Source organism: Micromonospora sp. NPDC005087 (assembly GCF_042872965.1).
Taxonomy (GTDB): domain Bacteria; phylum Actinomycetota; class Actinomycetes; order Mycobacteriales; family Micromonosporaceae; genus Micromonospora.
On the sequence record NZ_JBIALB010000003.1, the window covers coordinates 1 to 25,139 of the forward strand.

Sequence of the window (25,139 nt, forward strand, 5' to 3'; positions counted from 1 at the left end):
ACGCCCGGTCACATTCCGAACCCGGAAGCTAAGCCCTCCAGCGCCGATGGTACTGCACTCGTGAGGGTGTGGGAGAGTAGGACGCCGCCGGACAAACATTGGTCAGGGCCACCCCTTCAAGGGGTGGCCCTGACGCATTTCCATACCCCGAAAGACCTCAGCCGGCGTGGGACGCCGGCTCAGGTTTCAGCCCCGGGTCTGCATGCCGGCGCGCAGGTTGCGGAGCAGGCCGCCGGCGTCGGTGACCGACCGCCCCGGGAACATCGCCATCACCACGCTGCCGTGGTCCGCCCAGCCACACACCGCGAAGTCACCGCCCTCGCCGCTGGTGTTGCCGCACTTCATCACGCCGCCGAGCTCGCCCGCGGACACCTCGCGCAGGCCGGTCACCCTGCCGGTTTCGTCGGACATCAGGCCGAAGAGACTGTCCAGGTCCCGCTCCGGCTGCCAGAGCAGGGTGGTGCCCCCGAAGATGAGCACCGACCGCTTGTCGTCGGCCTGATCGCGGTAGACCGTGCCGAAACTGCGGTCCAGCTCGATGTTCGCGGCCAGGCCGCTGCGCAGGTAGTCCGCCGTGCTCTTCGCGCGTTCGCTGTCGTCCCGGGTCAGGCCCGCCGCCCGGTCCGGCGAGGTCAGCCGGGTGTCCTTCTGCTGAACCACCCGCCAGCCGCCGGCGCCCAGCACACCCGCACCGGCCAGGCCGACGACCAGCGCGACCGCCCAGCCGACGCGGCGCCGCCGGGACCACCCGCCACGCCGCTCGTCGGGGTCACCCCCCGGATCGCGGGTGCTCAGCTGGATCGGCTCCTCGGTCAGCTCCACCGGCTCGCGACCGTCGTCGAGCGGGCGCTCAGTGAGATGTGCGTCGGACATAGCCGACACCGTACGCGAATGGCAGGTGGCGCACGTCAGGTCCGCGGAAGCCCTCCGTAGACTTTCACGGGTGACCGACAGACTCGATGCCCGACGCCCCGACGCCCCCACCCTGGCCGGCCAGTACCAGCCCGCCGAGGTAGAGCAGCGACGGTACGAGCAGTGGGTAGCCGCCGGGCACTTCCGGGCCTCCGCCGACAGCGACAAGCCTCCGTTCACCATCGTCATCCCGCCGCCGAACGTCACCGGCTCCCTGCACATGGGCCACGCGTTCGAGCACACGCTGATGGACGCGTTGACCCGGCGTAAGCGGATGCAGGGCTTCGAGGCGCTCTGGCTGCCCGGCATGGACCACGCCGGCATCGCCACCCAGAACCTGGTCGAGCGTCAGCTCGCCGGCGAAGGCCTCTCCCGGCACGACCTCGGGCGGGAGAAGTTCGTCGAGCGGGTCTGGCAGTGGAAGGCCGAATCCGGCGGGGCGATCCTCGGCCAGATGCGACGCCTCGGCGACTCGGTCGACTGGGACCGTGAGCGCTTCACCATGGACGCGGGCCTGACCCGCGCCGTCCAGACGATCTTCAAGAAGCTCTTCGACGAGGGCCTGATCTACCGGGCCAACCGGATCATCAACTGGTGCCCACGCTGCCTGACCGCGCTCTCCGACATCGAGGTCGAGCACACCGACGACGATGGTGAGCTGATCTCCATCCGGTACAGCGACGAGGTCGTGGTCGCCACCACCCGCGCCGAGACGATGCTGGGTGACACCGCCGTCGCGGTGCACCCGGATGACGAGCGCTACCAGCACCTCATCGGCACCGAGGTCGAGCTGCCGCTGACCGGGCGCCGCATCCCGATCGTCGCCGACGCGCACGTCGACCCGTCGTTCGGCACCGGCATGGTGAAGGTGACCCCGGGGCACGACCCGAACGACTTCGAGATCGGCCAGCGCCACGACCTGCCCGCGCTGACCGTGATGGACGAGCGCGGCGTGATCACCGTGCCCGGCCCGTTCGAGGGGCTGGACCGCTTCGAGGCACGTCCCGCGATCGTGGCCGCGCTGCGCGAGCAGGGCCGGATCGTGTCCGAGAAGCGGCCGTACGTGCACGCGGTCGGGCACTGCTCACGGTGCAAGACGACCGTCGAGCCGCGGCTGTCGTTGCAGTGGTTCGTCAACACCGCGCCCCTGGCCCAGGCCGCCGGCGACGCGGTCCGCGACGGCCGGGTCCGCATCGAGCCGGCCGAGCTGGCGAAGCGCTACTTCGCGTGGGTCGACAACATGCACGACTGGTGCATCTCCCGGCAGCTGTGGTGGGGGCACCGGATTCCGGTCTGGTATGGCCCGCAGGGCGAGATCGTCTGCGTCGGCCCCGGCGAGCAGCCGCCGACGGGGGAGGGCTGGCACCAGGACGAGGACGTGCTGGACACCTGGTTCTCCAGCGCGCTCTGGCCGTTCTCGACCCTCGGCTGGCCGGAGCAGACCCCGGACCTGGCCAAGTTCTACCCGACCAGCGTCCTGGTCACCGGCTACGACATCCTCTTCTTCTGGGTCGCCCGGATGATGATGTTCGGCCTGTACGCGATGGACGGCCAGCAGCCGTTCGACGTGGTGGCCCTGCACGGCATGGTCCGCGACGAGCACGGCAAGAAGATGTCCAAGTCGTTCGGCAACGTGGTCGACCCGCTGGACTGGATCGACCGGTTCGGCGCCGACGCCACCCGGTTCACCCTGGCCCGCGGTGCCAACCCCGGCCAGGACGTCCCGGTCAGCGAGGACTGGTGCCAGGGCTCGCGCAACTTCTGCAACAAGCTCTGGAACGCCACCCGGTTCGCGCTGATGAACGGCGCGCACACCGCGGGCGACCTGCCCGCGGCCGAGCAGCTCTCCACCGTCGACCGGTGGATCCTGTCCCGGCTCGCGCACGTCACCGCGGAGGTCGACGAGCAGTTCGAGGCGTACGAGTTCGCGAAGGTGTGTGACCTGCTCTACCACTTCGCCTGGGACGACGTCTGCGACTGGTACGTCGAGCTGAGCAAGCCGGTGCTCGCCGAGGGCGGCGAGCGGGCCGAGACCACCCGCCGGGTGCTCGGGCACGTGCTGGACCAGCTGCTGCGGTTGCTGCACCCGGTCATCCCGTTCGTCACCGAGGAGCTGTGGCTCGCGCTGACCGGTGGTGAGACGGTGCAGACCGCGGCCTGGCCGGTGGCCGACCGTTCACTGATCGACGACGCCGCCGAGGCGGAGCTGGTCAGCGTGCAGCGGGTGGTCACCGAGATCCGCCGGTTCCGTTCCGACCAGGGGTTGCGCCCGACCCAGCGGGTGGCCGCCCGGCTGGACGGGTTGGCGGGGGCCGGCATCGCGGCCCACGAGCCGTTGATCCGCTCACTGGTCCGACTGGACCCGGCCGGCGACGCCTTCCAGGCCAGCGCCACGCTGGCCATGCCCGGGGCGGTCGGTGTCGCGTTGGACACCCGGGGGTCGATCGACGTGGCCGCCGAGCGGGCCCGCCTGACCAAGGACCGCGCCGCGGCCGAGAAGGAGGTCGCGCAGGCTCGGGCGAAGCTCGACAACCCGGCCTTCGTCGGCAAGGCCCCCGAGCCCGTCGTCGCGAAGATCCGCGACCGGCTGGCGACCGCCGAGGCCGACCTGGTCCGGATCGACGCTGCTCTGGAGACGCTTCCCTCGTGACCGACCGTACCGATTTCGCCGCCGTCGAGGCCGAGCTGGCCGCCCGCGGCTTCACCCGCATGGTCTTCGAGCTGGACCGGATCGAGTCGCTGCTCGACCTGCTCGGCAGCCCTCAGCGGGCGTACCCGGCGATCCACCTGACCGGCACCAACGGCAAGACCTCCACCGCGCGAATGATCGACTCGCTGCTCCGGGCGTTCGGGCTGCACACCGGCCGGTACACCAGCCCGCACCTGGAGACCGTCCGGGAGCGGATCAGCCTGGACGGCGAGCCGGTCAGCGAGGAGCGGTTCGCCGCGGTGTACCGGGAGATCCGGCCACTGGCGGAGCTGGTCGACGCGGGCTCGGACGAGCCGCTGACGTACTTCGACATGACCACCGCGCTGGCGTTCGCCACGTTCGCCGACGCGCCGGTCGACATCGCGGTGGTCGAGGTGGGCCTCGGCGGCGCCGAGGACGCGACCAACGTCATCCAGGCCGGCGTCTGCGTGATCACTCCAATCGGCCTGGATCACACCGAGTGGCTCGGCGACACGCTCCAGGACATCGCGCTCGCCAAGGCCGGCATCATCCACCCGGGCGCCACCGTGATCGCGGCGGCGCAGGAGGAGGAGGCGGCGCGTCCGCTCCTCGAACGCTGCGCCGAGGTGGGCGCGACCATCGCCCGCGAAGGCGCCGAGTTCGGCGTGCTGAGTCGGGCCATCGCGGTCGGCGGCCAGGTGCTCACCCTCCAGGGGCTCGGCGGCACCTACGACGACGTGTTCATCCCCCTGCACGGCGCGCACCAGGCGCAGAACGCCGCGGTGGCGCTCGCCGCGGTGGAGGCGTTCCTGGGCGCCGGGACCACGCGGCAGCTGGACATTGAGGCGGTCCGGGAGGGCTTCGCCACGGCCAGCTCCCCGGGTCGCCTGGAGCGGGTCCGGAATGCCCCGACCGTGCTGTTGGACGGCGCGCACAACCCGCACGGGATGGCCGCCACCGTCACCGCGTTGCAGGAGGAGTTCGCCTTCAGCAAGCTGGTGGCGGTCGTCGGCGTGCTCGCCGACAAGGACGCGCCCAGCCTGTTGGAGCTGCTGGAGCCGGTCGTCGACCTGGTGGTGGTCACCCGCAACAGCTCGCCGCGGGCGATGCCGACGGCGGAACTCGCCGCGCTGGCCGTCGAGATCTTCGGCGAGGAGCGGGTCGAGGTGGCCGAGGAGATGCCGGACGCGATCGAGGTGGCGGTGGCACTGGCCGAGGAGGAGGTCCCGGGTGAACTCAGCGGGGTCGGGGTGCTGATCACCGGGTCGGTGGTGACGGTGGCCGACGCCCGTCGGCTGCTGAAGCGATGACCGGCCCGGAGCGGGACCGCCGCAGCACCGAGCATTCACCAGCGGACCAGCCCACGATCGGGTCGCCGGGCGAGCAGCCCTCGGGCGAGCAGCCCCGGCGGTCCGGGCTGCGCAACCCGGAACGGGCGGTACGCGGCCTGGGCGCCGGGACCCTCAGCCTGGAGGCGCTGGTGCTGGTGCTGGCCATCCAGCCGATCCGCGTGGTCGGCGGTGACCTGGGCGGGGCCGCGATCGCCGCGGTGGTGGCCCTGGCGGTGGTCGCCATCCTGCTCGCCGGCATGATGCGCCGCCCGTGGGCGTGGCACGCCGGCACCGTGGTCCAGGGTCTGCTGCTGCTGGCCGGCCTGCTGCACTGGTCGCTGTTCGCGCTGGGCGTCATCTTCGCGCTGGTCTGGGCGTACGCGCTGCACGTCCGCAGGGTCATCCTCGGCTGACGGCCGACCTGGACCGCCTCGCGCTCGCGGTCAGGCGTCGGCGCGTTCGCGCCACTGGGTGAGGGCGATGCCGTGGCCGTCCGGGTCACGGAACGCCGCCGCCCACACCTCCAGCCTGGTGCCCCGGTTGACGACGCGGGGCGCGTACGTGAAGCGCAGACCGGACCCACGCAGCCGCCCGTACGCCGCCTCGATGTCGTCCACCTCAAGGTTGACGTGCACCAGCCGGCGGCTGATCGGTGCCGCCCCGGTCACCTCACGCAGCACCAGGCGGGTCGTGCCGGAGGCGAGCACGGCGTTGCCGGCGCCCTGGTCGACCTCGGTGAAGCCGAGCACGTCGCGATAGAAGCCGAGCGACCGGGACAGGTCGGTGACCAGCAGCGTGAGGCCGACCCCGCTGATCGGTGCGGTCGGGTCGGCGGCGGCCTCCGTGTCGTATCCGAAGATCGCCTCGTCCAGTTCCTCGGCGGTGACGGTCTCGCGCGCGGCGCCGGGCGGGGTGGGATCGTCCAGCGGCAGGTCGAGCGGGTCCAGGGGGTCCGTCATGCCCGGAGCGGACCGCTGCGCCGGAGGTGGGTCGAAGCGCTGTGCGGTGGGCGGGTCGAAGCGATCCTCGGCGGGTGGGGCGGCCTCCGGCTGGTCGAAGCGCTCTTCGGCGGGCGGGCGCGGCGCGGGCGTGGCCCGGCGGGGCAGCCCGCCGCCGGCCGACTGGCCGCCGGCCGTCTGCTCGACCACGACGCCCTCCAGCACCACCGGGCCGCCGGGGCTCTGGTGCACCACCACCGGCTCGCGTTCCTCGGGGGGCGCGACGCCCGGGTCGTCACGGAGCGGGTCCGGGCCGGGTGGGTCGCGAAACGGATCGCCGAGCGGGTCGCGGAAGTCGTCGTCCGGCGCACGGTCGGCCCACGGCGGGGCGTCCTGCTGGATCAGCACCTCGTCCAGGGCCTCGGCGTCGGCGAACTCGGGTGGCAGGTCGGCGACGGCCGCGGCGGTCTCGGCGTGGGTGGGTATCTCGTCCCAGAGGACCTTGACGTGCCGCTGATCGTCCAGCGCGACCCGGATCGGCAGGGTCTGGCCCAGCGACGGCCACTTGGAGACCGGCACCCGCGGTTCGATGATCTTCTTGGACCGGGGCGGCAGACCGGGGGCGTCGATCACCAGTTGCAGCTCACAGCGGCCGAACGCGTACTGGGTGGGTGGTTCGGACGCGCTGTGCACGTGCCCGACACCGACCACCCAGGTGCGGCCACCGCCGCGCACGGTGGCCAACGCGATCGCCAGCACCAGCAGGGCGACCCCGAGCGCCACGATGGCCCAGCTCATCATGCCCAGCCCGAAGAGGACGACGAACGTGGCCACGGTGCCCAGCACCGTGCCGATCAACTTGCGTACCGGCGCGATGGTTCGATTCCCGCCATTCGCCACAGTGGACCTCCCGGGGTCAGGGTCAGGCTAGGCCGGATCGGCCACCGGGGGAAAGACCGGCCGCCGCGCCGGCGCCGGGACCGGGTCGCTAGGCTGACCGTACCGATCCCGAGCGTTCAGCGCGTACAGGAGGAACCCAGCGTGTCCAGCAACAGTCCGGATGAGCGCAGCCTCGTTCTGATCAAGCCCGACGCGGTTCGCCGCGGCCTGGTCGGCGAGGTCCTCTCCCGCTTCGAGCGCAAGGGGCTGCGGATCGACGCGATGGCGCACCGGACGATGGACGCGGCGCTCGCCGACGAGCACTACGCGGAGCACGTCGACAAGGCGTTCTACCCGCCGCTGAAGGGCTTCATGACCGGCGGTCCGCTGGTCGCCCTGGTGCTCTCCGGCGACCAGGTCATCGACGTGGTCCGCGGGCTGGTCGGCGCGACCGACGGGCGCAAGGCCGCCGCCGGCACCATCCGGGGCGACCTGTCGCTGTCCAACCGGGAGAACCTGGTGCACGCCTCCGACTCGCCGGACAGCGCCAAGCGCGAGATCGCGCTCTGGTTCCCCGAGCTGGGCTGAGCCGCGCCGCCGGCGCTCAGTCGACCGGTGGCAGCTTCTCCGGGTTGCCGACCACGTAGACGCCGGTGATCCGACCGTCGGCCGCGCTGACGGTCAAGGTGTGCCGGCTGCCGTCCGCACCGGTCATCAGGGCGGCGGGTTCCCCGTTCAGCTCCACCCGGCGCATCGTCCACTCACGGGCCCGGCCGTAGATCCCGGCGAAGAACCGGGCGACCCGGTCTGCACCGGTGACGGGGTTGCGGGCGGCGCGTACCCGACCGCCGCCGTCGTTCCACGCCGTGGCGTCCGCCGCGACCAGGTCGGTGAGCGTCGCCAGGTCACCGTCCCGGGCGGCGGCCAGGAACGCGTCCAGCAGACGTTCCCGCTCGGCCCGGCTGGCGGTGAAGCGGCGCTGCTCCTGTCGCACCCGGGCGGTGGCCCGGTGGTGCAGTTGCCGGCAGTCCTCGGGGGTCCGATCGAGGATCTCGGCGATCTCGGCGTACGGCAGGTCGAAGGCGGTGTGCAGGACGTACACCGCGCGCTCGGGCGGGGTGAGCCGTTCCAGCACGTGCAGCAGCGCGGCGGACAGCGAGTCGCGCAGCTCCGCGCGGTCCAACGGCCCGAACGGCGAGGGCGCGGTCCCCACCGGCTCGGGCAGCCACGTCCCGACGTACGTCTCACGCGCCGCCTGCCGGACGCGCAGCCGGTCCAGCGAAAGGCGGGTGACCACCCGGGACAGGTAGCGGCGGGGCTCGGCCACCGTCGACCGGTCCACGCCGAGCCAGCGCAGGTACGTCTCCTGGAGCACGTCCTCCGCGTCGTGCCGGCTGCCGAGCAGCCGGTAGGCGAGCCCGAGCAGCATCGGCCGGTGCGCCTGGAGCGCACCGGCCGCGTCTGCCGCCTCGGTCCTCACACCTGCGCCGGAGGCTCCAACCGCAGGGTCACCCCGATCCGATTCCACACGTTGATTGTGGCAATCGCCATGACGAGGTCGGCCAGTTCCTTCTCCGACCAGACCTTCGCGGCGGCGTCCCACACCTCATCCGAGACACCGTGCTCGCCGAGCCGCGTGACCGCGTCGGTGAGCGCCAGTGCGGTCCGCTCCCGCTCGTCGAAGAACGGCGCCTCCCGCCAGGTGGCCACCGCGAACAGCCGCCGGTTCGACTCGCCGCTGGCGAGCGCGTCGCGGCTGTGCAGGTCCACGCAGTACGCGCACCCGTTGAGCATCGACGCCCGCAGCTTGATCAGCTCCAGCACGGTGTGGTCGACGTTCGACTGGACGTACTTCTCCAACCCCATGACGGCCTGGTACGCCTTCGGCGCCACCTCGCCCGGGTTCATCCGCTGCATGACTACCTCCCCTGATCGGTTCGACACCCTCACGACGGACCGGCCGGGGTGTGCCGTGACAGCGGTGGGTGTGACTCCGCTCATGCCGACCGGACAACCGGCGTTCCGGCCCGCGTCACCCGTACCGCCGCTCGCGGTCATGTCCGGCCGCTAGACCGGTCTCCGCAGTTGATCATGAAGTTGTTGTCACGACTCGCCGTGGCGACGGGCAACAACTTCATGATCAACGGGGTGGGGGGCCGGGGCCGGGGGGGTGGGGTGGGTGGGGTGGAGCGGGTTAGAGGGTGTCTAGGGAGGCTCGGCGGCGGGACTCGGCTTCGAAGAGCTTGAGCAGGAGTGCGGCGAGGACGGCGTAGGCGGCGCCGACGGCGAGCTCGGCGGCGAGTTGGGGTGCGGCAGCTCGGAAGCTCTCGCCGGCGACCAACCGGCGGGCCGCCTCGGCGGCGTGGGTGATCGGTAGCAGCTCGCCGATGACGCGCATCCAGGCGGGCAGCCCGGCGGCGGGCACGTTGACGCCGGTGAGCAGGAGCAGCAGCGCCACCGAGACGTTCGATACCAACCAGACGTCGCGAAAGCGCAGCCCGATCGCGCCCAGGGTCAGGCCGAAGAAGCCGCAGGCGAGCGCCGCGACCGCCAGGGCCAGCAGCAGTCCCGGCAGTGCGTCGACCGGCACTCGGAGGCCGAGCAGCAGCGACGCCGCGGTCAGTGTGGTGACCGCGATCAGCAGGCCGTTCGCCGCGTACGGCAGGACCCGGCCGAGGAAGACCGCGGTGCGGCTGCGCGGTGAGAGCAGCACGTGCCCGAGCGTGCCGAAGCGCCGCTCGTTGGAGACGGCCATCGTGCCGCCGAACACGCAGGCCACCGAGGCCGCCAGCACGGCGTTGCCGGTGATGTAGAAGCCGTCGTCGGCGACGCCGAGCTGCCGGCCCAGGTAGGCGAAGAACAGCAGCTGGAACAGCGGGCCGACGAGCAGCGTGCCGACGAACATCGCCGGGGTGGTCCAGTTGAACAGGGCACGGTAGGCGATCACGCCACCGATGCCGATCAGGCGGAGCAGTGCGGGCATCGTCGCCTCCTCAGGCCAGGGCGAGGGTGGCCGCCGCGCGGGCCCGCCGCTCGACGTGGGTCATCATGATCGCGCCGAGCGCCAGGCAGGCCAGGCTGATCGCCAGGCAGACGCCGAGCGACGGCCAGACCGGCCCGCTGCCGGTGGCCGCCTCGCGGACCGCCCGCGCTCCCCAGGTGGTGGGCAGCACGGCGGCGATCGGGCCGGTCCAGCCGGGCAGCGCGGTGATCGGCACGAGCATCCCGGAGACCAGCCAGATCGGGTACTCCAGCGTGTTGGTCAGCGCGTTGGCGTTACGCAGCAGGACGAACGTGGAGGCGAGCAACAGCCCGAACATGCCGAGCCCGATGATGCAGCCGGGTACCGCGACCGCGAACGCCAGCGGGTGGACGAAGGCCAGCGGAATGCCGTACAGCAGCCGGCCCCAGGCCAGTGTGGCGAGCATGGCGTACGTGCCGGTGAGCGCGGTGGCCAGCGTGATCGGCAGCACCACCAGGGCCGGCGGCCGGGGCGCCAACATGATCATTTCCAGGGTGCCCTGCCAGCGCTGGTTCTGGATGGCGCCACCCGAACCGAACAGCACCGACGACCAGATGCCCATCAGCCCGGCCCCGACCGCGGCCTCCAGCAGCCGGCCCGGGTCGCCGCCGGCCCGGAACAGGTGGACGGCCAGGGTCGCCTGCACCACCGGCACGATCAGCGCGGTGGCGATCTCGAACGGCGACCGGCTGAGCTGCTTGGCGTGCAGGAGCGCCCCGACCGCGATCATCCGCGACGTCCTCACGCCGCCACCGCCTCGACCGGGCGGGTCTGCGCGTCGACCCGGTTCACGATCGCCACGTACGCGTCCTCCAGGGTGGGCTGCCGGGCGGTGACCCGGCCCAGCCGGACCCCGTCCAGCGCGCGCAACACGTCCGCCTGCACGTCCACTCCCGCGTCGGACTGCACGGTCAGCATCTGCGCCGCACCGGTGACGACCACGCTCGCCTCGCGTACGCCCGGCAGGGCGTGGATCAGGGCGAGCTGGCCGTCAGCCACCCCGTACGCCTCCACCTCCAGCACCTGCCGGCCGTCGGCGTGGTGCCGCAACTCGGCGGGAGTGCCGAGGGCCTGGATCGTGCCGTTCGCGATCACCGCGATCCGCCCGCACAGCTCGTCCGCCTCGGCCATGTAGTGCGTGGTGAGCAGCACGGTGGTGCCGGTGGCGGCGAGGTCGGCCACGGTCTGCCGCAGCTCCCGGGCCGCCACCGGGTCCACCCCGATCGACGGCTCGTCGAGGAAGAGCACCCGCGGCCGGTGCAGCAGGCCCCGGGCGATGTGCAGCCGCTGCCGCAAGCCCCGCGGGTAGCCCTCCACCCGGTCGTTCTCCCGCCCGGTCAGCCGGACCAGCTCGAACAGCTCGGCGATCCGCCGCTTCTGCTCCCGCCCCGGTACGCCGTACAGCTCGGCGAAGTAGCGCAGGTTGTCCCGTGCGGAGAGCCGGTCGTAGAGACCCCGGTCACCGCCGAAGACGTACCCGATGCGTCGCCGTACCTCGCGGGTCTGCCGGACCACGTCGAAGCCGTCGATCCGGGCCTCGCCCGCGGTCGGGATGAGCAGCGTGTTCAGCAGCTTGATGGTGGTGGTCTTCCCCGCGCCGTTCGGCCCGAGCAGGCCGAACAGCTCCCCGTGGCCGACCGTCAGGTCGACGCCGCGGACCGCCTCCACCTCCCGGCGCTGTGGTCGTAACCATCCGGTCCGGCTGCGGTACGTGCGGCGCAACCCGACCGCCTCGATCGCGTGTTCGCTCATGGCCCGGAGGCTAGGAGCGGCTGGGGCGGGTAAAAACGAATTCGGATCCGGCCGAATGTTCAGGCCGAGGCGGTCGCCGGCCCGTCGCCGATCAACTGCACCAGGGCCAGGCCGGCCGGTTCCAGGCCGTACAGCACCCGCCGGCCCACCCGGCGGCGGTGCACCACGCCGGCGGTGAGCAGGGCGGAGAGTTGCTCCGAGACGGTGCTCGGGGCCAGCCCCAGGGTCGCGGCGAGGCCGGCGGTGGTCGCCGGTCGGGTCAGCGCCCGCAACACCTGTGCGCGCCCTCGCCCGACCAGCACCGCCAGCCGGTCGGTGGCCGGATCCGCCGCGGGCCTGTCGGTGGCCGGCCGGTCGGCCAGCAGCACCGAACCCCGGGCCTGGTACGAGACCGCGAGGATCTCGGAGTGATCGGTGGAGCAGGTGAGCGCTCCTCGGGAGAAGATCAACGGGATCAGCAGCAGCCGCTGGTCGACCGCGGTGAACTGGCCCTCGGACGACTTGACCAGGGTCAGCACCGGCCGTTCCCAGCGCACCCGCTCGTGCAGGTCGGCCAGCAGCGCGTCCGGGCCGTGCGCGGCGAGCGCCCGCGCCCGGTGCAGCACCTCCTCGTCCAGCGCCGCCCGCATCGCCGGCCACCAGGGCGCGATCGCCGCGTCCCAGTACGCCTGCAGGCCGTCGGCGAGCCGGTCCAGGGCCGCCTGCCGGTCGGTGACGAACGGGCGCAACCAACCCGGCAGGTCATCGGGACGGTGGTAGCGGGGGATCTGCTCGGCGATCACCGAGGCCGGCGTGGCCCGGAGCGCGGCCAGCTCCTCGGCGAGGGTCGGGCTCGCGGTGGGCGGTACCGGGCCGAGGAAGTCCGGGTACCACGGGCCGGTGACCGAGTAGAGCTTCAGCGGGGCCGCGTCGGGCAGCTCGGCGAGCGCCCGGCGGGCGTGCCGGGCCCAGCCCGTGTAGGGCCAGGGCACCTCGTCCGGGTACCGGTCGAGCAGGTAGAGGCTGCACTTGGCCTCCCAGAGCGGGCTGGTCGCGATCCGGGTGCGGGTCAACGTCGGCTCGTCCAGCTCGATCCGGATCACCCGGCCAGCCTAGGGGGCGCCCGGCGGGCGGGATTACTCGGCGGCGGGCCGGTGGGTGGGTCGAGTATCGTTGAGCACCGTAAGGCGATGACCCGGCCATCACCGGTGAGCCTCCGGAAGAACAGCCGGGCAACCGGCCCAGTAGAACCGGACGGGTCCGGCCCGTCACAGCCGGCCAATGAGCGGGCGGTCGATCCTGACCGCCAAGCGGGGTGGTACCGCGGGCCACCCGGGGAGCGTCGATTGAGGCGTACCCCGGAAGGTTCGTCCTCGCAGACCCACCGATGAGTGAGCTGCGAGGAGAGCGACCCCCGATGGTCTATCCGTTGCACGACCCGACCGCCGCCGGTGTCCCGGCGAGCCCGGACCTGCCCGCGGTCGAGCGCCGGGTGCTGGAGCACTGGACGGCCGACAAGACCTTCGAGGCGTCGGTGGAGGCCCGCCCGGCCGGCGACGACGGCAAGAACGAGTACGTCTTCTACGACGGCCCGCCGTTCGCCAACGGCCTGCCGCACTACGGCCACCTCTTCACCGGCTACGTCAAGGACGTGGTGCCGCGCTACCAGACCATGCGCGGCCGGCACGTCGAGCGGCGCTTCGGCTGGGACTGCCACGGCCTGCCCGCCGAGGTGGTGGCCGAGAAGCAGCTCGGCATCACCAGCAAGGCGGAGATCATCGACCTGGGCGTGGCCCGGTTCAACGAGGCCTGCCGCACCTCGGTGCTGGAGTTCACCCAGGACTGGGAGCGGTACATCAACCGGCAGGCCCGCTGGGTCGACTTCGCCAACGACTACAAGACGCTCGACCTGGACTACATGGAAAGCGTCATGTGGGCCTTCAAGACCCTGCACGACAAGGGTCTGATCTACGAGGGCTTCCGGGTGCTGGCCTACTGCTGGCGCTGCGAGACGCCACTGTCGAACACCGAGACCCGGATGGACGATGTCTACCGGGACCGGCACGACCCGACCCTGTCCGTGTGGTTCGGGCTGACCCCCGACGAGTCCGCGCCGGAGCTGGTACGCGGGTCGGTCAAGCTGGGCGTCTGGACCACCACGCCGTGGACCCTGCCGTCCAACCTGGCGCTGGCCGTCGGCCCGGACATCGAGTACGCGGTGCTGGAGCGCAGTGGCCAGCGCTACGTCGTCGGCGCGGCGCGGCTGGCCGCGTACGCCAAGGAGCTGGAGGGGTACGAGCAGGTCGGCACGGTGTACGGCCGTGACCTGGTCGGGCGCCGCTACACCCCGCTGTACGACTTCCTCGTCGAGCAGGCCGGGGACAACGCCTACCAGGTGCTCGGCGCGGAGTTCGTCACCACCGAGGACGGCACCGGGATCGTGCACCTGGCCCCGGCCTTCGGTGAGGACGACCAGAACGTCTGCAACGCCGCCGGCATCCCCACCATCGTCACTGTGGACGACCACACCCGGTTCACCGCGTTGGTCCCGCCGTACCAGGGCGAGCAGGTGTTCGACGTCAACAAGCCGGTGATCCGGGAGCTCAAGGAGCGGGGGGTGGTGCTCAAGCAGGACACCTACACCCACTCCTACCCGCACTGCTGGCGCTGCGAGACCCCGCTGGTCTACAAGGCGGTGTCGTCGTGGTTCGTGGCGGTGACCCGTTTCCGGGACCGGATGGTCGAGCTGAACCAGCAGATCAACTGGACGCCGGGGCACATCAAGGACGGCTCGTTCGGCAAGTGGCTGGCCAACGCCCGGGACTGGTCGATCAGCCGGAACCGGTTCTGGGGCTCGCCGATCCCGGTGTGGAAGTCCGACGACCCGAACTACCCGCGCCTGGACGTCTACGGGTCGCTGGCCGACATCGAGCGGGACTTCGGCGTACGCCTGAGCGACCTGCACCGGCCGGCGGTGGACGAGCTGGTCCGCCCCAACCCGGACGACCCGACCGGCCAGTCGATGATGCGTCGGGTGCCGGAGGTGCTGGACTGCTGGTTCGAGTCCGGCTCGATGCCGTTCGCCCAGGTGCACTACCCGTTCGAGAACGCGGACTGGTTCGAGCACCACTACCCGGGCGACTTCATCGTCGAGTACATCGGGCAGACCCGCGGCTGGTTCTACACCATGCACGTGCTGGCCACCGCGCTGTTCGACCGGCCGGCGTTCCGCAACTGCCTGAGCCACGGCATCCTGCTCGGCTCGGACGGGCGCAAGATGTCCAAGAGCCTGCGCAACTACCCGGACGTCTACCACGTCTTCGACGCGTATGGCTCGGACGCGATGCGCTGGATGCTGATGTCCTCGCCGGTGCTGCGCGGCGGTGACATGGCGGTCACCGAGACGCTCATCCGCGACGCCGTCCGGCAGGTGCTGCTGCCGCTGTGGAACGTCTGGTACTTCTTCTCGTTGTATGCCAACGCCGACGGGCACCAGGCGCGGCGCCGCACCGACTCGACGCACCTGCTCGACCGGTACATCCTGGCGAAGACGAACGAGTTGGTGTCGACGGTCGGCGCGCAGATGGAGGCGTACGACATCTCCGGCGCCTGCGCCACCGTCCGGTCCTACCTGGACGCGCTGACCAACTGGTACGTGCGCCGGTCCCGGGACCGGTTCTGGTCCGGTGACGCGAACGCCTTCGACACCCTGTGGACGGTGCTGGAGACGCTCTGCCGGGTGGTGGCGCCGCTGGCGCCGCTGACCGCGGAGGAGATCTGGCGCGGGCTGACCGGGGAGCGCTCGGTGCACCTGACCGACTGGCCGGAGGCGACCGAGTTCCCGGCCGACCACGAGCTGGTCGCCGCGATGGACGCCACCCGGGCGGTCGCCTCGGCGGCGCTGTCGCTGCGCAAGGCGAAGGGGCTGCGGGTGCGGCTGCCGCTGTCGAAGCTGACCGTGGCCTCGCCGGCGGCGGAGCAGCTGCGCCCGTTCGCCGACCTGGTCGCCGACGAGGTCAACGTGAAGGCGGTGGAGTTCAGCGCGGAGCTGTCCGACTACTGCGAGCAGGTGCTGACCGTGGTGCCCCGGGCGCTCGGCCCGCGGGTCGGCAAGCAGGTCCAGCAGGTGATCAAGGCGGTCAAGGCGGGCGACTGGGAACTGGTCGACGGCGCACCGGTGGCCGCGGGTGTCACCCTGGCCGAGGGCGAGTACGAGCTGCGCCTGGTCGCCGCCGACGCCGAGCACTCCGCGCCGCTGCCCGGCGGTGAGGGCGTGGTGGTGCTGGACACCGAGGTCACTCCGGAGCTGGCCGCCGAGGGGCTGGCCCGCGACGTGGTCCGGGTGGTGCAGCAGGCGCGCCGGGACGCCGACCTCGACGTCTCGGACCGGATCGTGGTGTCGGTGTCGGCGTCCGAGGAGGTGCGCGCGGCGGTGGCCGCGTACATCGACTTCGTCGCCGGGGAGGTGCTGGCCGACTCGGTCGACTTCGCCGAGGGCCTCGACGGCTTCGCCGGCGAGGTCGGCGAGGGTGACCGGGTGACGGTCGTCGTGCGCAGGGTATGACCGTGTAAGGAAGGGGCCCTTCCTAACGCCTCGTGTAGAGGAAGGGCCCCTTCCTAACCGCAGCATCGCCGGGGCGCGGGCGCCTCGCCACCTCCGTCCGGGGGGTGTGGCGGCGTCCGCTACCGTGACACCGCCTGTTCGCACCTGATCTGCCGGAGGACCAGTGCCCCTGCTCTACACCATCGGCAAGCTCACCGTGGCGCCCACGCTGCGGTTGGCGTTCCGCCCGACCGTGGAGGGGCTGGAACACGTGCCGGACACCGGCGGCGCGGTCTTCGCCGGCAACCATCTCTCGGTGGCCGATGAGCTGTTCCTCGGCACGGTGGTGCCCCGGCACCTGGCCTTCTGGGCAAAGTCGGAGTACTTCAAGGGCACCGGGGTGAAGGGCGCGATCTCCAAGTTCGTCCTCACCGGCCTGGGCGCGATCCCGGTCGAGCGGGCCGGCGGGCGGGCGGCACTGTCCGCGTTCGACGCGGCCATCCCGGCGCTCAAGGGTGGCGATCTGGTGGTGGTCTATCCGGAGGGCACCCGCTCACCGGACGGCAAGCTGTACCGGGGGCGGACCGGCGCGGCCCGGCTGGCGATCTCCGCCGGTGTGCCGATCATCCCGGTCGGCATGATCGGCACGGACAAGGCCCAGCCGATCGGCGCCCGGGTGCCCCGTCCCGGCACCGCCAAGATCACCGTTCGGTTCGGCAAGCCGCTGGACTTCACCGGCCGGCCGGACGACCGCACCTCGCTGCGGCAGATGACCGACGAGCTGATGAGCGAGATCCAGAAGCTCACCGGCCAGGAGTACGTGCCCCGCTACGCCCCGCCGCGCGCCCACCCGGACCCGACCCGCGACGCCTGACGGTCCTCAGCTCTGCTTGGGCTGGACGATCTGGCCGCGCAGGGTGTCCAGTAGGGCCGCGCTGTCGGAGACGGAGAGCCGGGTGAACACCCCGGTGGCGATGCTGCCGTGGTCGACCGAGGTGCAGACCACCACGTCGGTGTCGGCTGACCGGCCGACCGCGCAGCGTTCGTGCCGGCCCCGCACTCCGGTCTTCACCGTCTCGGGGGCGTCCAGCGCGTAGCGCTCGCTGAGCCGGCTGATCTCCGCGTCCGCGTCCGCCTCGGGGGTCAACCGGATGCCGGTGCCGCCGAAGACCGTCACGCGCTTGCCGTCCGCGGTGGCGTAGACGCCGGCGAAGGTGTCCTCGGCCAGCCAGTGCTCCTGGCGTACCTCGTTCTCCAACTGCCGGGCGGTCTTCGCGCTGCCGTCGTCCTGGCGCAGGCTCAGGTCGGCCACCTGCTCGGGCAGCGCCGCCCGGGCCGGGTACTGCGCCGAGATCGGGAACCCGTAGTAGGCCGGGCAGCCGCAGCAGCAGGCCAGGGTGAGCAGCAGCAGCCACGGCCAGCGGCGTCGCCGGCGGACCGGGACCGGCACGTACCCCTTGGGCGCCTGCCATCCCGGCGGCGGCGTCACCGGTGGTGGCGCGGCGGATCGGCGGCCCCGGCGCTGCTTCGGCGGCGCGGGCGGCGACACCGGCCGGGCCGGCGGCGTGGGACGCGACGGCACGGTGGGCCGGGCGGCTGTCGGCGGCGCGGCGGGTGGCGACACCGGGTGCGACCCGACCGGGGGAGCGGGTGGACCGGACCACTGCCGGGTCGCCGGCGGCGCCGGGTAGGGCAGTGTCGGAGGCAGCGGGGGCAGCTCGACGTGCGACAGCTCCCAGCCGCTGGTGTCCACGCCGGCCCACGGGTCGACCGGGGTCCGGTGCTCCGGTGGCTCGTCGGGCAGCGGCGGCGGCGGGGTCGGCTCGGCCGACTCGCCCCAGGCCCGCCGGCGCGGCAGCGGGGGCGGTACCGGCGCGGATCCACTCCACCGGGGCGGCGGGACCGCGTCGGTGGCGGCGGACTCGGCCGCCGTGGCGGGCGATTCGGCTGCGGTGCCGGGCAGGTCGATCGCGGTGGCGGGCAGGTCGGCCGCCGTGGCGGACGGGGATTCGGCCGCGTCGGCGCCGCCGGCCTGCTCGGTCGGCGGATCCGGCTGGTCCGGTGGTTGTGGCCGGTGCGGTGCTTCCGGCTCGTCCGAGGGGTCCGGCTGGTGCGGTGCTTCCGGCTCGTCCGAGGGGTCCGGCTGCTCCGGCGGTACGGATCGGGAGGTCGGCTCGTCGGCGACCGCCGGATCCCGGTCCGGCTCCGTGCCCGGGGTGCTCCCGTCGGCTGGACGGCCTGCTCCCGGCTGGGGCTCCGGCATCGCGGCAATCTCCTCTCGCGCCGGTCCGAGGTTAGTACCGTGCCGCCACCGTCGCCGACCGGGCGTCGTGGCGGGGGCGGCGCTCACCGCCACCGCTGGTCCTCGGGGCGTCGTGGGCGGCGTGCGCGCGGTCATCGCCGGGCGGGCGCGTACCCTTGGGCATCATGAGTGCCCCGTCCACGACGCCGCGCGCGGCCGCGACCAATTCCGTCTGGCCCCGGCTGGAGCCACTGCTCCCGCAGGTCTCGAAGCCCATCCAGTACGTGGGTGGTGAGCTGGGTGCGGTGATCAAGGACTGGGACGCGGCGACCGTGCGCTGGGCGCTGATGTATCCCGACGCGTACGAGGTGGGCCTGCCCAACCAGGGCGTGCAGATCCTCTACGAGGTGCTCAACGAGCTGCCCGACACCCTCGCCGAGCGGACGTACGCGGTCTGGCCGGACCTGGAGAACCTGATGCGCACGCACGGCGTGCCGCAGTTCACCGTCGACGCGCACCGGCCGGTGCGCGACTTCGACGTGTTCGGCATCTCCTTCTCCACCGAGCTGGGCTACACCAACCTGCTCACCGCGATCGACCTGGCCGGTATCCCGATGCTGGCCGCCGACCGCACGGACGCCGACCCGGTGATCGTGGCCGGCGGGCACGCCGCGTTCAACCCGGAGCCGATCGCCGACTTCATCGACGCCGCCGTGCTCGGCGACGGCGAGGAGGCGGTCCTGGAGATCACCGCGATCGTCCGGGAGTGGAAGGCGGAGGGTTCCCCGGGTGGCCGCGACGAGCTGCTGCTGCGGCTGGCCCGCACCGAGAGCGTCTACGTGCCGCGCTTCTACGACGTGGACTACCTCCCCGACGGGCGGATCCAGCGGGTCGTGCCGAACCGGGCGGCCGTGCCGTTCCGGGTGCACAAGCGCACGACGATGGACCTGGACGCCTGGCCGTACCCGAAGAAGCCCCTCGTTCCGCTGGCCGAGACGGTGCACGAGCGGTACGCGGTGGAGATTTTCCGGGGCTGCACCCGGGGCTGCCGGTTCTGCCAGGCGGGCATGATCACCCGGCCGGTGCGCGAGCGGTCGATCACCACGGTCGGGCAGATGGTGCGCGAGGGGCTGGAGTTCTCCGGCTTCCACGAGGTGGGCCTGCTGTCGCTCTCCTCGGCGGACCACTCCGAGATCGGCGACATGTGCTCGGGCCTGGCCCAGCAGTACGAGGGCACCAACGTCTCGCTGTCGCTGCCGTCGACCCGGGTGGACGCGTTCAACATCGACCTCGCGCAGGAGCTTTCCCGTAACGGGCGGCGTACCGGCCTGACCTTCGCCCCCGAGGGCGGGTCGGAGCGGATCCGCAAGGTCATCAACAAGATGGTGTCGAAGGAAGACCTGATCCGCACCGTGGTGACCGCGTACACCAACGGCTGGCGGCAGGTGAAGCTCTACTTCATGTGCGGCCTGCCCACCGAGACCGACGAGGACGTCCTCGAGATTGCGGACATGGCCCACGAGGTGATCAAGGCCGGTCGGGCCGCCACCGGCTCCAAGGACATCCGCTGCACGGTCTCCATCGGCGGGTTCGTGCCCAAGCCGCACACGCCGTTCCAGTGGGCCCCGATGGAGCGCCCGGAGGTCATCGACCACCGGCTCAAGATCCTCAAGCAGGCGATCAACTCGGACCGCTCGCTGGGCCGGGCGATCGGCTACCGCTACCACGACGGCGAGCCGTCGCTGATCGAGGGGCTGCTCTCCCGGGGTGACCGCCGGGTCGGCTCGGTGATCCGCAGGGTGTGGGAGAACGGCGGCCGGTTCGACGGTTGGAGCGAGCACTTCTCGTACCAGCGCTGGGTGGACGCGGCGGCCGAGACGCTGCCCGCGTTCGGGGTGGACCTCGACTGGTACACCACCCGGCACCGCGACGAGCTGGAGGTCCTGCCCTGGGACCACCTGGACTCGGGCCTGGACAAGGACTGGCTCTGGCAGGACTGGCAGGACTCGCTCAGCGAGTTCGAGCAGGACGACTGCCGGTGGACCCCGTGCTTCGACTGCGGCGTCTGCCCCTCGATGGACACCGAGATCCAGATCGGCCCCACCGGCAAGAAGCTCCTGCCCCTGACCCCCGTGAAGGGCCTCAAAACCCCCACCGCCTGACCCGGCCCCACCGGTGCTGAGTTCCGAGGAGCGAGACGATCAGTAAGAAACCACAGCCGGAGGGTGGGCAGGCGCCGGTCGTCCAGCGCGTCCGCATCCGGTACGCCAAGCGCGGGCCGCTGCGGTTCACCTCGCACCGGGACTTCGCCCGGGCCTTCGAGCGGGCGCTGCGCCGGGCCGGCGTGCCGATCGCCTACTCCCAGGGCTTCACCCCGCACCCGAAGATCTCCTACGCCAGCGCCGCACCCACCGGGGTGGCCAGCGAGGCGGAGTACCTGGAGATCGGCCTCCAGGCGCCGGTCGACCCGGAGGCGCTGCGGGCCGCGCTGGACGCCGCGCTTTCACCCGGGCTGGACGTGCTGGACGCCGTGATCGCCGTCGGGGGCAGCCTGCCGGACCGGATCGAGGCGTCGTACTGGCACATCGAGCTGCCCGAGGTCGACCCCGCCGTGCTGCGCGCCGCCGTGGATGCCTTCACCGCCGCCGAGGAGGTGCTGGTCGAGCGGATGACCAAGCAGGGCCGGCGTACCTTCGACGCCCGCGCGGCCGTGATGTCGATCGATGTCCTCGCGCCGACGCCGACGCCTTCCGGGGCGCCGGCCGTACCGTGTGCGATACTCGAACTGGTCGTGCGGCAGGTCACCCCGTCCGTACGGCCCGATGACGTCCTTTCCGGCCTCCGCGTGGTGGCCGACCTGGAGCCGCCGGTCTCGCCGAGGGTGACCCGGCTGGCTCAGGGCACGCTGACCGCGCAGGGTGCGATCGTGGATCCGTTGGATGCGGACCGCGACGGGGCAGCCATCGTTGGGCACTGACCGACGGTCAGTGCTCTGGCAGGCAGACTTCGGCGGTCGCGCACCACGCGCGCCCGGCGGAAACACTTTTGCGGCGACCCTGCGTGGCAGCGCTCACCCGCGCCCGGGGCAGCCAGAACTGGAGAACGTCCATGCTCGAGAACGAGCCCGAGGGCGGCGAACGGACCGGTTCACAGCCGGCCGGCGACACCGCTGACCAGAGCACCACCGCCGACGGCGCCGCCGTCGCGAACCCCACCGCCGCCGGGTCGGCCGCGTTGGACCCGGCCGGCGCGGACAGCGCCGAGCCCGCCGCGCCCGCGCGGCGTACCCGGACGACCCGTCGTCGGGCGGCACCACTCAACCAACCGGAGCAGGCCGAGGCCCCGGTCGAGGCGCCCACCGGTGGGGCCGGCGCTGGCGAGTCGCCACAGGCGGAGGTCTTCGCCCCGATCTCCGGCGACCTGGACACCCCACCGAAGACCCCCCGGCGCCGCCGCAAGGCCGCCCCGGTGGAGAAGGCCGCCGAGGAGCCGCTGGTCGCGGCCTCCGCCGAGGAGGCCACGCCCGAGGTGGTCCCCCCGGTCAAGGTGACCCGCACCCGGCGGAAGAAGGCCACGCCGGCCGCTGTCGAGGAGCCTCCCGCCGCCGAAGAGCCCGCCGCTGTCGAGGAGCCGGTCGCCGAGACGCCGGCGGAGTCCGACCTGCGCGAGGCCGAAGCCGAGCTGAACGAGGCGGAGATCGCCGCCGAACCGGCCCGGACCAGCGGCGCGCAGGAGGGCTCCGGCGAGGTGCCGCCGGGCGCGGCCGTGGCCGGTCTGGCCAACGAGCCGATCGAGCCGGCCGAGATCATCGAGCCGGAGCAGCCGCGGACCCGCCGCCGGCGGGCGGCGCTCTCCGCGCCCACCGTGCTGTTCATGGCGCCGCAGCCGGACGCCGTGCCGGTGACCCGGCCGGCGGAGCCCGCTCCGTTCGCCGAGGAGCCGGCCGCGGAGGAGGCCGCCGAGCCGTCCCGCCGGCGGCGGCGCGGTCGCCGCGACGCCGAGCCGGTGGAACCGGTCGAGGCAATTGAGGCCGAGGAGGAGCCGACCGAGGAGGCCGACGAGGCCGCCGAGGTGGATGAGGACGACGAGGACAGCGCCGCCGCGCGCCGCCGCCGCCGGCGTGGTCGCCGTGGCCGTGGCCGGGGCAAGGGCGGTGCCGACGACGCCGAGGACGAGGAGTCCGACGAGGCCGCGCAGGCCGAGGAGGAGGAGACCGCCGAGGCCGAGGCCGAGGGCGACGAGGACGAGGAGTCCGAGGGCGGGGACGGGCTGACCCGGCGCCGCCGGCGTCGCCGCCGCCGCGGTGCCGGTGACACCGAGGGTGCCGCCGACGACGGCGTGCCGACCGTGGTCAAGATCCGCGAGCCGCGCCGGACCGTCGACGAGGTGCAGGGCGTGTCGGGCTCGACCCGGCTGGAGGCCAAGCGCCAGCGCCGCCGGGACGGCCGGGAGCAGCGGCGTACCCGGCCGCCGATCCTCAGCGAGTCGGAGTTCCTGGCCCGCCGGGAGGCGGTCGACCGGGTGATGGCCGTGCGTCAGCGCGGTGACCGGACCCAGATCGCCGTCCTGGAGGACGGCGTGCTGGTCGAGCACTACGTCACCCGCAACTCCTCCGGCACCATGGCCGGCAACGTGTACCTGGGCAAGGTGCAGAACGTGCTGCCCAGCATGGAGGCGGCGTTCGTGGACGTCGGCCGGGGCCGCAACGCGGTGCTGTACGCCGGCGAGGTCAACTGGGACACCTCCGGCCTGGAGGGGCGTGCCCGCTCGATCGAGCAGGCGCTGCGTTCCGGCGACTCGGTGCTGGTCCAGGTCACCAAGGACCCGATCGGGCACAAGGGCGCCCGGCTGACCAGCCACATCGCGCTCTCCGGCCGGCACCTGGTCTACGTGCCCAACGGCAACGCCTCCGGGATCAGCCGGAAGCTCCCGGACACCGAGCGCAAGCGGCTCCGCGACGTGCTCAAGAAGCTCGTCCCGGACGGCGCGGGCGTGATCGTCCGGACGGCCGCCGAGGGCGCCAGCGAGGACGAGCTGGCCCGCGACGTCAAGCGCCTCCAGGCCCAGTGGGAGGACATCCAGGCCAAGGCCGCCGAGGGCGGCGCGCCGGTGCTGCTCTACGAGGAGCCCGACCTGGTCATCCGGGTGGTCCGGGACCTCTTCAACGAGGACTTCCGCGAGCTGGTGATCGAGGGCGAGCAGTCGTACGACATTGTCGAGTCGTACCTGTCGCACGTCTCCCCGGACCTGGTCGACCGGGTGCGCCGGCACGTCGGCACGAGTGACGTGTTCTCCGAGTACCGGATCGACGAGCAGATCATCAAGGGCCTGGACCGCAAGGTCTTCCTGCCCTCCGGCGGCTCGCTGGTGATCGACCGTACCGAGGCCATGACGGTCGTCGACGTCAACACCGGCAAGTACACCGGCTCCGGGGGCAACCTGGAGGAGACGGTCACCCGTAACAACCTGGAAGCGGCGGAGGAGATCGTCCGCCAGCTCCGGCTGCGCGACATCGGCGGCATCGTGGTGATCGACTTCATCGACATGGTGCTGGAGTCGAACCGTGAGCTGGTGCTGCGCCGGCTCACCGAGTGCCTGGGCCGGGACCGCACCAAGCACCAGGTCACCGAGATCACCTCGCTCGGCCTGGTGCAGATGACCCGCAAGCGGATCGGCGCGGGCCTGCTGGAGGCGTTCAGCGAGACCTGCGAGTGCTGCAAGGGCCGAGGCGTCATCATCCACACCGAGCCGGTGCCGGAGAAGCCACGCGCCAACGGGGCGGGGGAGAAGGTCAAGGCGGTCGCCTCGTCGGTCGCCGCCGCCCCGCCCGCCGAGCAGGGCAGCGCGTCGTCCCGCCGTCGGGCGCGCAAGAGCGCCTCGGCCGAGAAGGCGGTGGCCGAGGTCGTCGAGAGCGACACCGGCACCGAGCCGGACGCCGACTACGTGGACACCATGGGCTACGACCTGTCCCGCTACGAGGCGGACACCGCAGCCGCGCCGGCGGTCTCCGACAGCCAGCGGGGCGAGTCCGCCCGGCTGGCCGCCGCGGACGACCCGGACGCGCTCGCCGACGGCGACGCCGACGAGGAGAGCACCGAGGGTGGCGCGGGCCGGCGTCGCTCCCGCCGGGGTGGCGCCCGCCGACGGACCCGCCCCTGAGCAGCTGACCGGCCGGTCTGACCGGCCCGGTGTTTGATGAGGTCCCTTCCCCGGCAAAGTGACGGGGGAGGGACCTCGCCGTCCCGCCACCCCGGTCCGCGATCGGCCACCCCCGGTCAGGAGAAGAAGATGCGTCGTCTGCTCGCCGTCACTGTGCTGGTCGCCGCGCTCTCCGCCGGGGCGGGTTGCTCCACCGACCGGCCCGGCGAAGGCCCGACCGGCACGGCCACCGGGGGTTCCGGCCCGACGGCGGGGCCCGGGGGCGGGTCGGCCGGTACACCAGCGGGGTCGACCGGCACGCCGGTGGGTGGCAGCGCCGCGCAGGTCTGCGCCGTCGCGCAGCAGGCCGGCGTCACCGCGCTCGAGACGTACGTGGCGGAGGTGGGCCAGATGCTCGCCGCGGTGGGCGCCGGGGACACCACCGCCGCCGAGGCGGCCCGCGAGCGGGCCGAGGCCGCGTTGGCCGGCTGGCGGACCGCGCTGCGGGAACAGTCGGCCCGGGCCACCGACCCGCAGCTCAAGACGCTGCTCACCGACATCGGCACCGAGGTCGCCGCGCTCGGCGCGGACGTCGATTCGATCGACGAGACCGAGCTGGATCGGCTCCAGCAGCGCCTCGACCAGCTCTGCCCGCGCTGACCAGGGCGGGCCGGTTTGGGGTCCGGGCCTGCGATGGCGTACTCTTGCCTGCGGCGCACTTTTGGTGTGCCG

Annotated in this window: 19 protein-coding genes and 1 rRNA gene; 11 read left to right on the top strand and 9 right to left on the bottom strand. The window is 72.6% G+C overall.

The features are described 5' to 3' along the window. Positions 1 to 93: ribosomal RNA gene (gene rrf / locus ACFYPS_RS08150) — 5S ribosomal RNA — on the top strand; the annotation flags it as partial. Positions 94 to 186: 93 nt separating this feature from the next. Here rrf and ACFYPS_RS08155 read toward each other — a convergent pair. Beyond that, entirely contained in the window at positions 187 to 873 is a 687-nt protein-coding gene (locus tag ACFYPS_RS08155) for a hypothetical protein (RefSeq protein ID WP_354965645.1), read from the bottom strand. Between the two features lie 70 nt (positions 874 to 943). On the opposite strand from ACFYPS_RS08155, the gene ACFYPS_RS08160 reads away from it, so the two are divergent. Genes ACFYPS_RS08160 through ACFYPS_RS08170 form a run of 3 tightly spaced genes read left to right on the top strand, consistent with a single transcriptional unit; the run spans position 944 to position 5,327 of the window. After that, a complete protein-coding gene (locus ACFYPS_RS08160; protein ID WP_354965644.1) occupies positions 944 to 3,562 on the top strand; it encodes a valine--tRNA ligase in 2,619 nt (872 codons plus the stop codon). Next, positions 3,559 to 4,893 (top strand): folylpolyglutamate synthase/dihydrofolate synthase family protein, encoded by a 1,335-nt coding sequence (locus tag ACFYPS_RS08165; RefSeq protein WP_354965643.1) that lies wholly within the window; start codon positions 3,559 to 3,561, stop codon positions 4,891 to 4,893. The genes ACFYPS_RS08160 and ACFYPS_RS08165 overlap by 4 nt, the downstream gene beginning before the upstream one ends. Continuing rightward, positions 4,890 to 5,327 (top strand): DUF4233 domain-containing protein, encoded by a 438-nt coding sequence (locus tag ACFYPS_RS08170; RefSeq protein ID WP_354965642.1) that lies wholly within the window; start codon positions 4,890 to 4,892, stop codon positions 5,325 to 5,327. Before ACFYPS_RS08165 ends, ACFYPS_RS08170 begins: the two co-directional genes overlap by 4 nt. 30 nt (positions 5,328 to 5,357) lie before the next feature. On the opposite strand, the gene ACFYPS_RS08175 is transcribed toward ACFYPS_RS08170, so the two are convergent. Continuing rightward, entirely contained in the window at positions 5,358 to 6,752 is a 1,395-nt protein-coding gene (locus tag ACFYPS_RS08175) for a VOC family protein (RefSeq protein ID WP_354965641.1), read from the bottom strand. 141 nt (positions 6,753 to 6,893) lie between these two features. On the opposite strand from ACFYPS_RS08175, the gene ndk reads away from it, so the two are divergent. After that, positions 6,894 to 7,319: a nucleoside-diphosphate kinase gene (gene ndk / locus ACFYPS_RS08180; protein ID WP_354965640.1), complete on the top strand. Its 426-nt coding sequence runs from the start codon at positions 6,894 to 6,896 to the stop codon at positions 7,317 to 7,319. Positions 7,320 to 7,335: 16 nt separating this feature from the next. Here ndk and sigJ read toward each other — a convergent pair whose 3' ends face one another. The 6 genes from sigJ to ACFYPS_RS08210 form a co-directional block, all read right to left on the bottom strand. Further along, positions 7,336 to 8,211 carry an RNA polymerase sigma factor SigJ gene (gene sigJ / locus ACFYPS_RS08185; RefSeq protein WP_354965639.1) on the bottom strand — a complete coding sequence of 292 codons (876 nt, stop codon included), beginning with the start codon at positions 8,209 to 8,211 and terminating at the stop codon, positions 7,336 to 7,338. Further along, a complete protein-coding gene (locus tag ACFYPS_RS08190; RefSeq protein WP_387323961.1) occupies positions 8,208 to 8,639 on the bottom strand; it encodes a carboxymuconolactone decarboxylase family protein in 432 nt (143 codons plus the stop codon). Before ACFYPS_RS08190 ends, sigJ begins: the two co-directional genes overlap by 4 nt. A 286-nt stretch (positions 8,640 to 8,925) precedes the next feature. Beyond that, positions 8,926 to 9,714, bottom strand: coding sequence for an ABC transporter permease (locus ACFYPS_RS08195; protein WP_354965637.1), 789 nt, complete (start codon positions 9,712 to 9,714; stop codon positions 8,926 to 8,928). 10 nt (positions 9,715 to 9,724) lie between these two features. Beyond that, a complete protein-coding gene (locus tag ACFYPS_RS08200; protein ID WP_354965636.1) occupies positions 9,725 to 10,483 on the bottom strand; it encodes an ABC transporter permease in 759 nt (252 codons plus the stop codon). A gap of 11 nt (positions 10,484 to 10,494) precedes the next feature. Continuing rightward, positions 10,495 to 11,505 carry an ATP-binding cassette domain-containing protein gene (locus tag ACFYPS_RS08205; protein ID WP_387323627.1) on the bottom strand — a complete coding sequence of 337 codons (1,011 nt, stop codon included), beginning with the start codon at positions 11,503 to 11,505 and terminating at the stop codon, positions 10,495 to 10,497. Positions 11,506 to 11,564: 59 nt separating this feature from the next. Further along, on the bottom strand, positions 11,565 to 12,587 hold the full coding sequence (locus ACFYPS_RS08210) for an ArsR family transcriptional regulator (RefSeq protein ID WP_354965634.1): 1,023 nt from the start codon (positions 12,585 to 12,587) through the stop codon (positions 11,565 to 11,567). A gap of 314 nt (positions 12,588 to 12,901) precedes the next feature. Here ACFYPS_RS08210 and ileS point away from each other — a divergent pair, with 314 nt between their 5' ends. Further along, entirely contained in the window at positions 12,902 to 16,048 is a 3,147-nt protein-coding gene (gene ileS, locus ACFYPS_RS08215) for an isoleucine--tRNA ligase (RefSeq protein WP_387323630.1), read from the top strand. A 163-nt stretch (positions 16,049 to 16,211) separates the two neighbouring features. Beyond that, positions 16,212 to 16,901, top strand: coding sequence for a lysophospholipid acyltransferase family protein (locus ACFYPS_RS08220; protein ID WP_354965632.1), 690 nt, complete (start codon positions 16,212 to 16,214; stop codon positions 16,899 to 16,901). Positions 16,902 to 16,907: 6 nt separating this feature from the next. Here ACFYPS_RS08220 and ACFYPS_RS08225 read toward each other — a convergent pair whose 3' ends face one another. Continuing rightward, positions 16,908 to 18,290 carry a hypothetical protein gene (locus ACFYPS_RS08225; protein WP_354965631.1) on the bottom strand — a complete coding sequence of 461 codons (1,383 nt, stop codon included), beginning with the start codon at positions 18,288 to 18,290 and terminating at the stop codon, positions 16,908 to 16,910. A 164-nt stretch (positions 18,291 to 18,454) separates the two neighbouring features. On the opposite strand from ACFYPS_RS08225, the gene ACFYPS_RS08230 reads away from it, so the two are divergent. The 4 genes from ACFYPS_RS08230 (at position 18,455) to ACFYPS_RS08245 (ending at position 25,067) form a co-directional block, all read left to right on the top strand. Next, positions 18,455 to 20,431, top strand: a complete 1,977-nt coding sequence (locus ACFYPS_RS08230) for a TIGR03960 family B12-binding radical SAM protein (RefSeq protein WP_354965630.1) — start codon at positions 18,455 to 18,457, stop codon at positions 20,429 to 20,431. 95 nt (positions 20,432 to 20,526) lie between these two features. After that, entirely contained in the window at positions 20,527 to 21,246 is a 720-nt protein-coding gene (locus tag ACFYPS_RS08235; protein ID WP_354965662.1) for a TIGR03936 family radical SAM-associated protein, read from the top strand. Positions 21,247 to 21,377: 131 nt separating this feature from the next. Further along, a complete protein-coding gene (locus ACFYPS_RS08240; protein WP_354965629.1) occupies positions 21,378 to 24,428 on the top strand; it encodes an Rne/Rng family ribonuclease in 3,051 nt (1,016 codons plus the stop codon). 129 nt (positions 24,429 to 24,557) lie between these two features. Next, positions 24,558 to 25,067, top strand: coding sequence for a hypothetical protein (locus ACFYPS_RS08245; RefSeq protein ID WP_354965628.1), 510 nt, complete (start codon positions 24,558 to 24,560; stop codon positions 25,065 to 25,067). Positions 25,068 to 25,139 lie beyond the last annotated feature (72 nt).

Bases quoted from the DNA above. Each gene is read 5' to 3' on its own strand.
- ACFYPS_RS08155 (WP_354965645.1), bottom strand. From the start codon at position 873: ATGTCCGACGCACATCTCACTGAGCGCCCGCTCGACGACGGTCGCGAG.
- ACFYPS_RS08170 (WP_354965642.1), top strand. From the start codon at position 4,890: ATGACCGGCCCGGAGCGGGACCGCCGCAGCACCGAGCATTCACCAGCG.
- ACFYPS_RS08190 (WP_387323961.1), bottom strand. From the start codon at position 8,639: ATGAACCCGGGCGAGGTGGCGCCGAAGGCGTACCAGGCCGTCATGGGG.
- ACFYPS_RS08195 (WP_354965637.1), bottom strand. From the start codon at position 9,714: ATGCCCGCACTGCTCCGCCTGATCGGCATCGGTGGCGTGATCGCCTAC.
- ACFYPS_RS08200 (WP_354965636.1), bottom strand. From the start codon at position 10,483: ATGATCGCGGTCGGGGCGCTCCTGCACGCCAAGCAGCTCAGCCGGTCG.
- ACFYPS_RS08205 (WP_387323627.1), bottom strand. From the start codon at position 11,505: ATGAGCGAACACGCGATCGAGGCGGTCGGGTTGCGCCGCACGTACCGC.
- ileS (WP_387323630.1), top strand. From the start codon at position 12,902: ATGGTCTATCCGTTGCACGACCCGACCGCCGCCGGTGTCCCGGCGAGC.
- ACFYPS_RS08225 (WP_354965631.1), bottom strand. From the start codon at position 18,290: ATGCCGGAGCCCCAGCCGGGAGCAGGCCGTCCAGCCGACGGGAGCACC.
- ACFYPS_RS08230 (WP_354965630.1), top strand. From the start codon at position 18,455: ATGAGTGCCCCGTCCACGACGCCGCGCGCGGCCGCGACCAATTCCGTC.
- ACFYPS_RS08240 (WP_354965629.1), top strand. From the start codon at position 21,378: ATGCTCGAGAACGAGCCCGAGGGCGGCGAACGGACCGGTTCACAGCCG.
- ACFYPS_RS08245 (WP_354965628.1), top strand. From the start codon at position 24,558: ATGCGTCGTCTGCTCGCCGTCACTGTGCTGGTCGCCGCGCTCTCCGCC.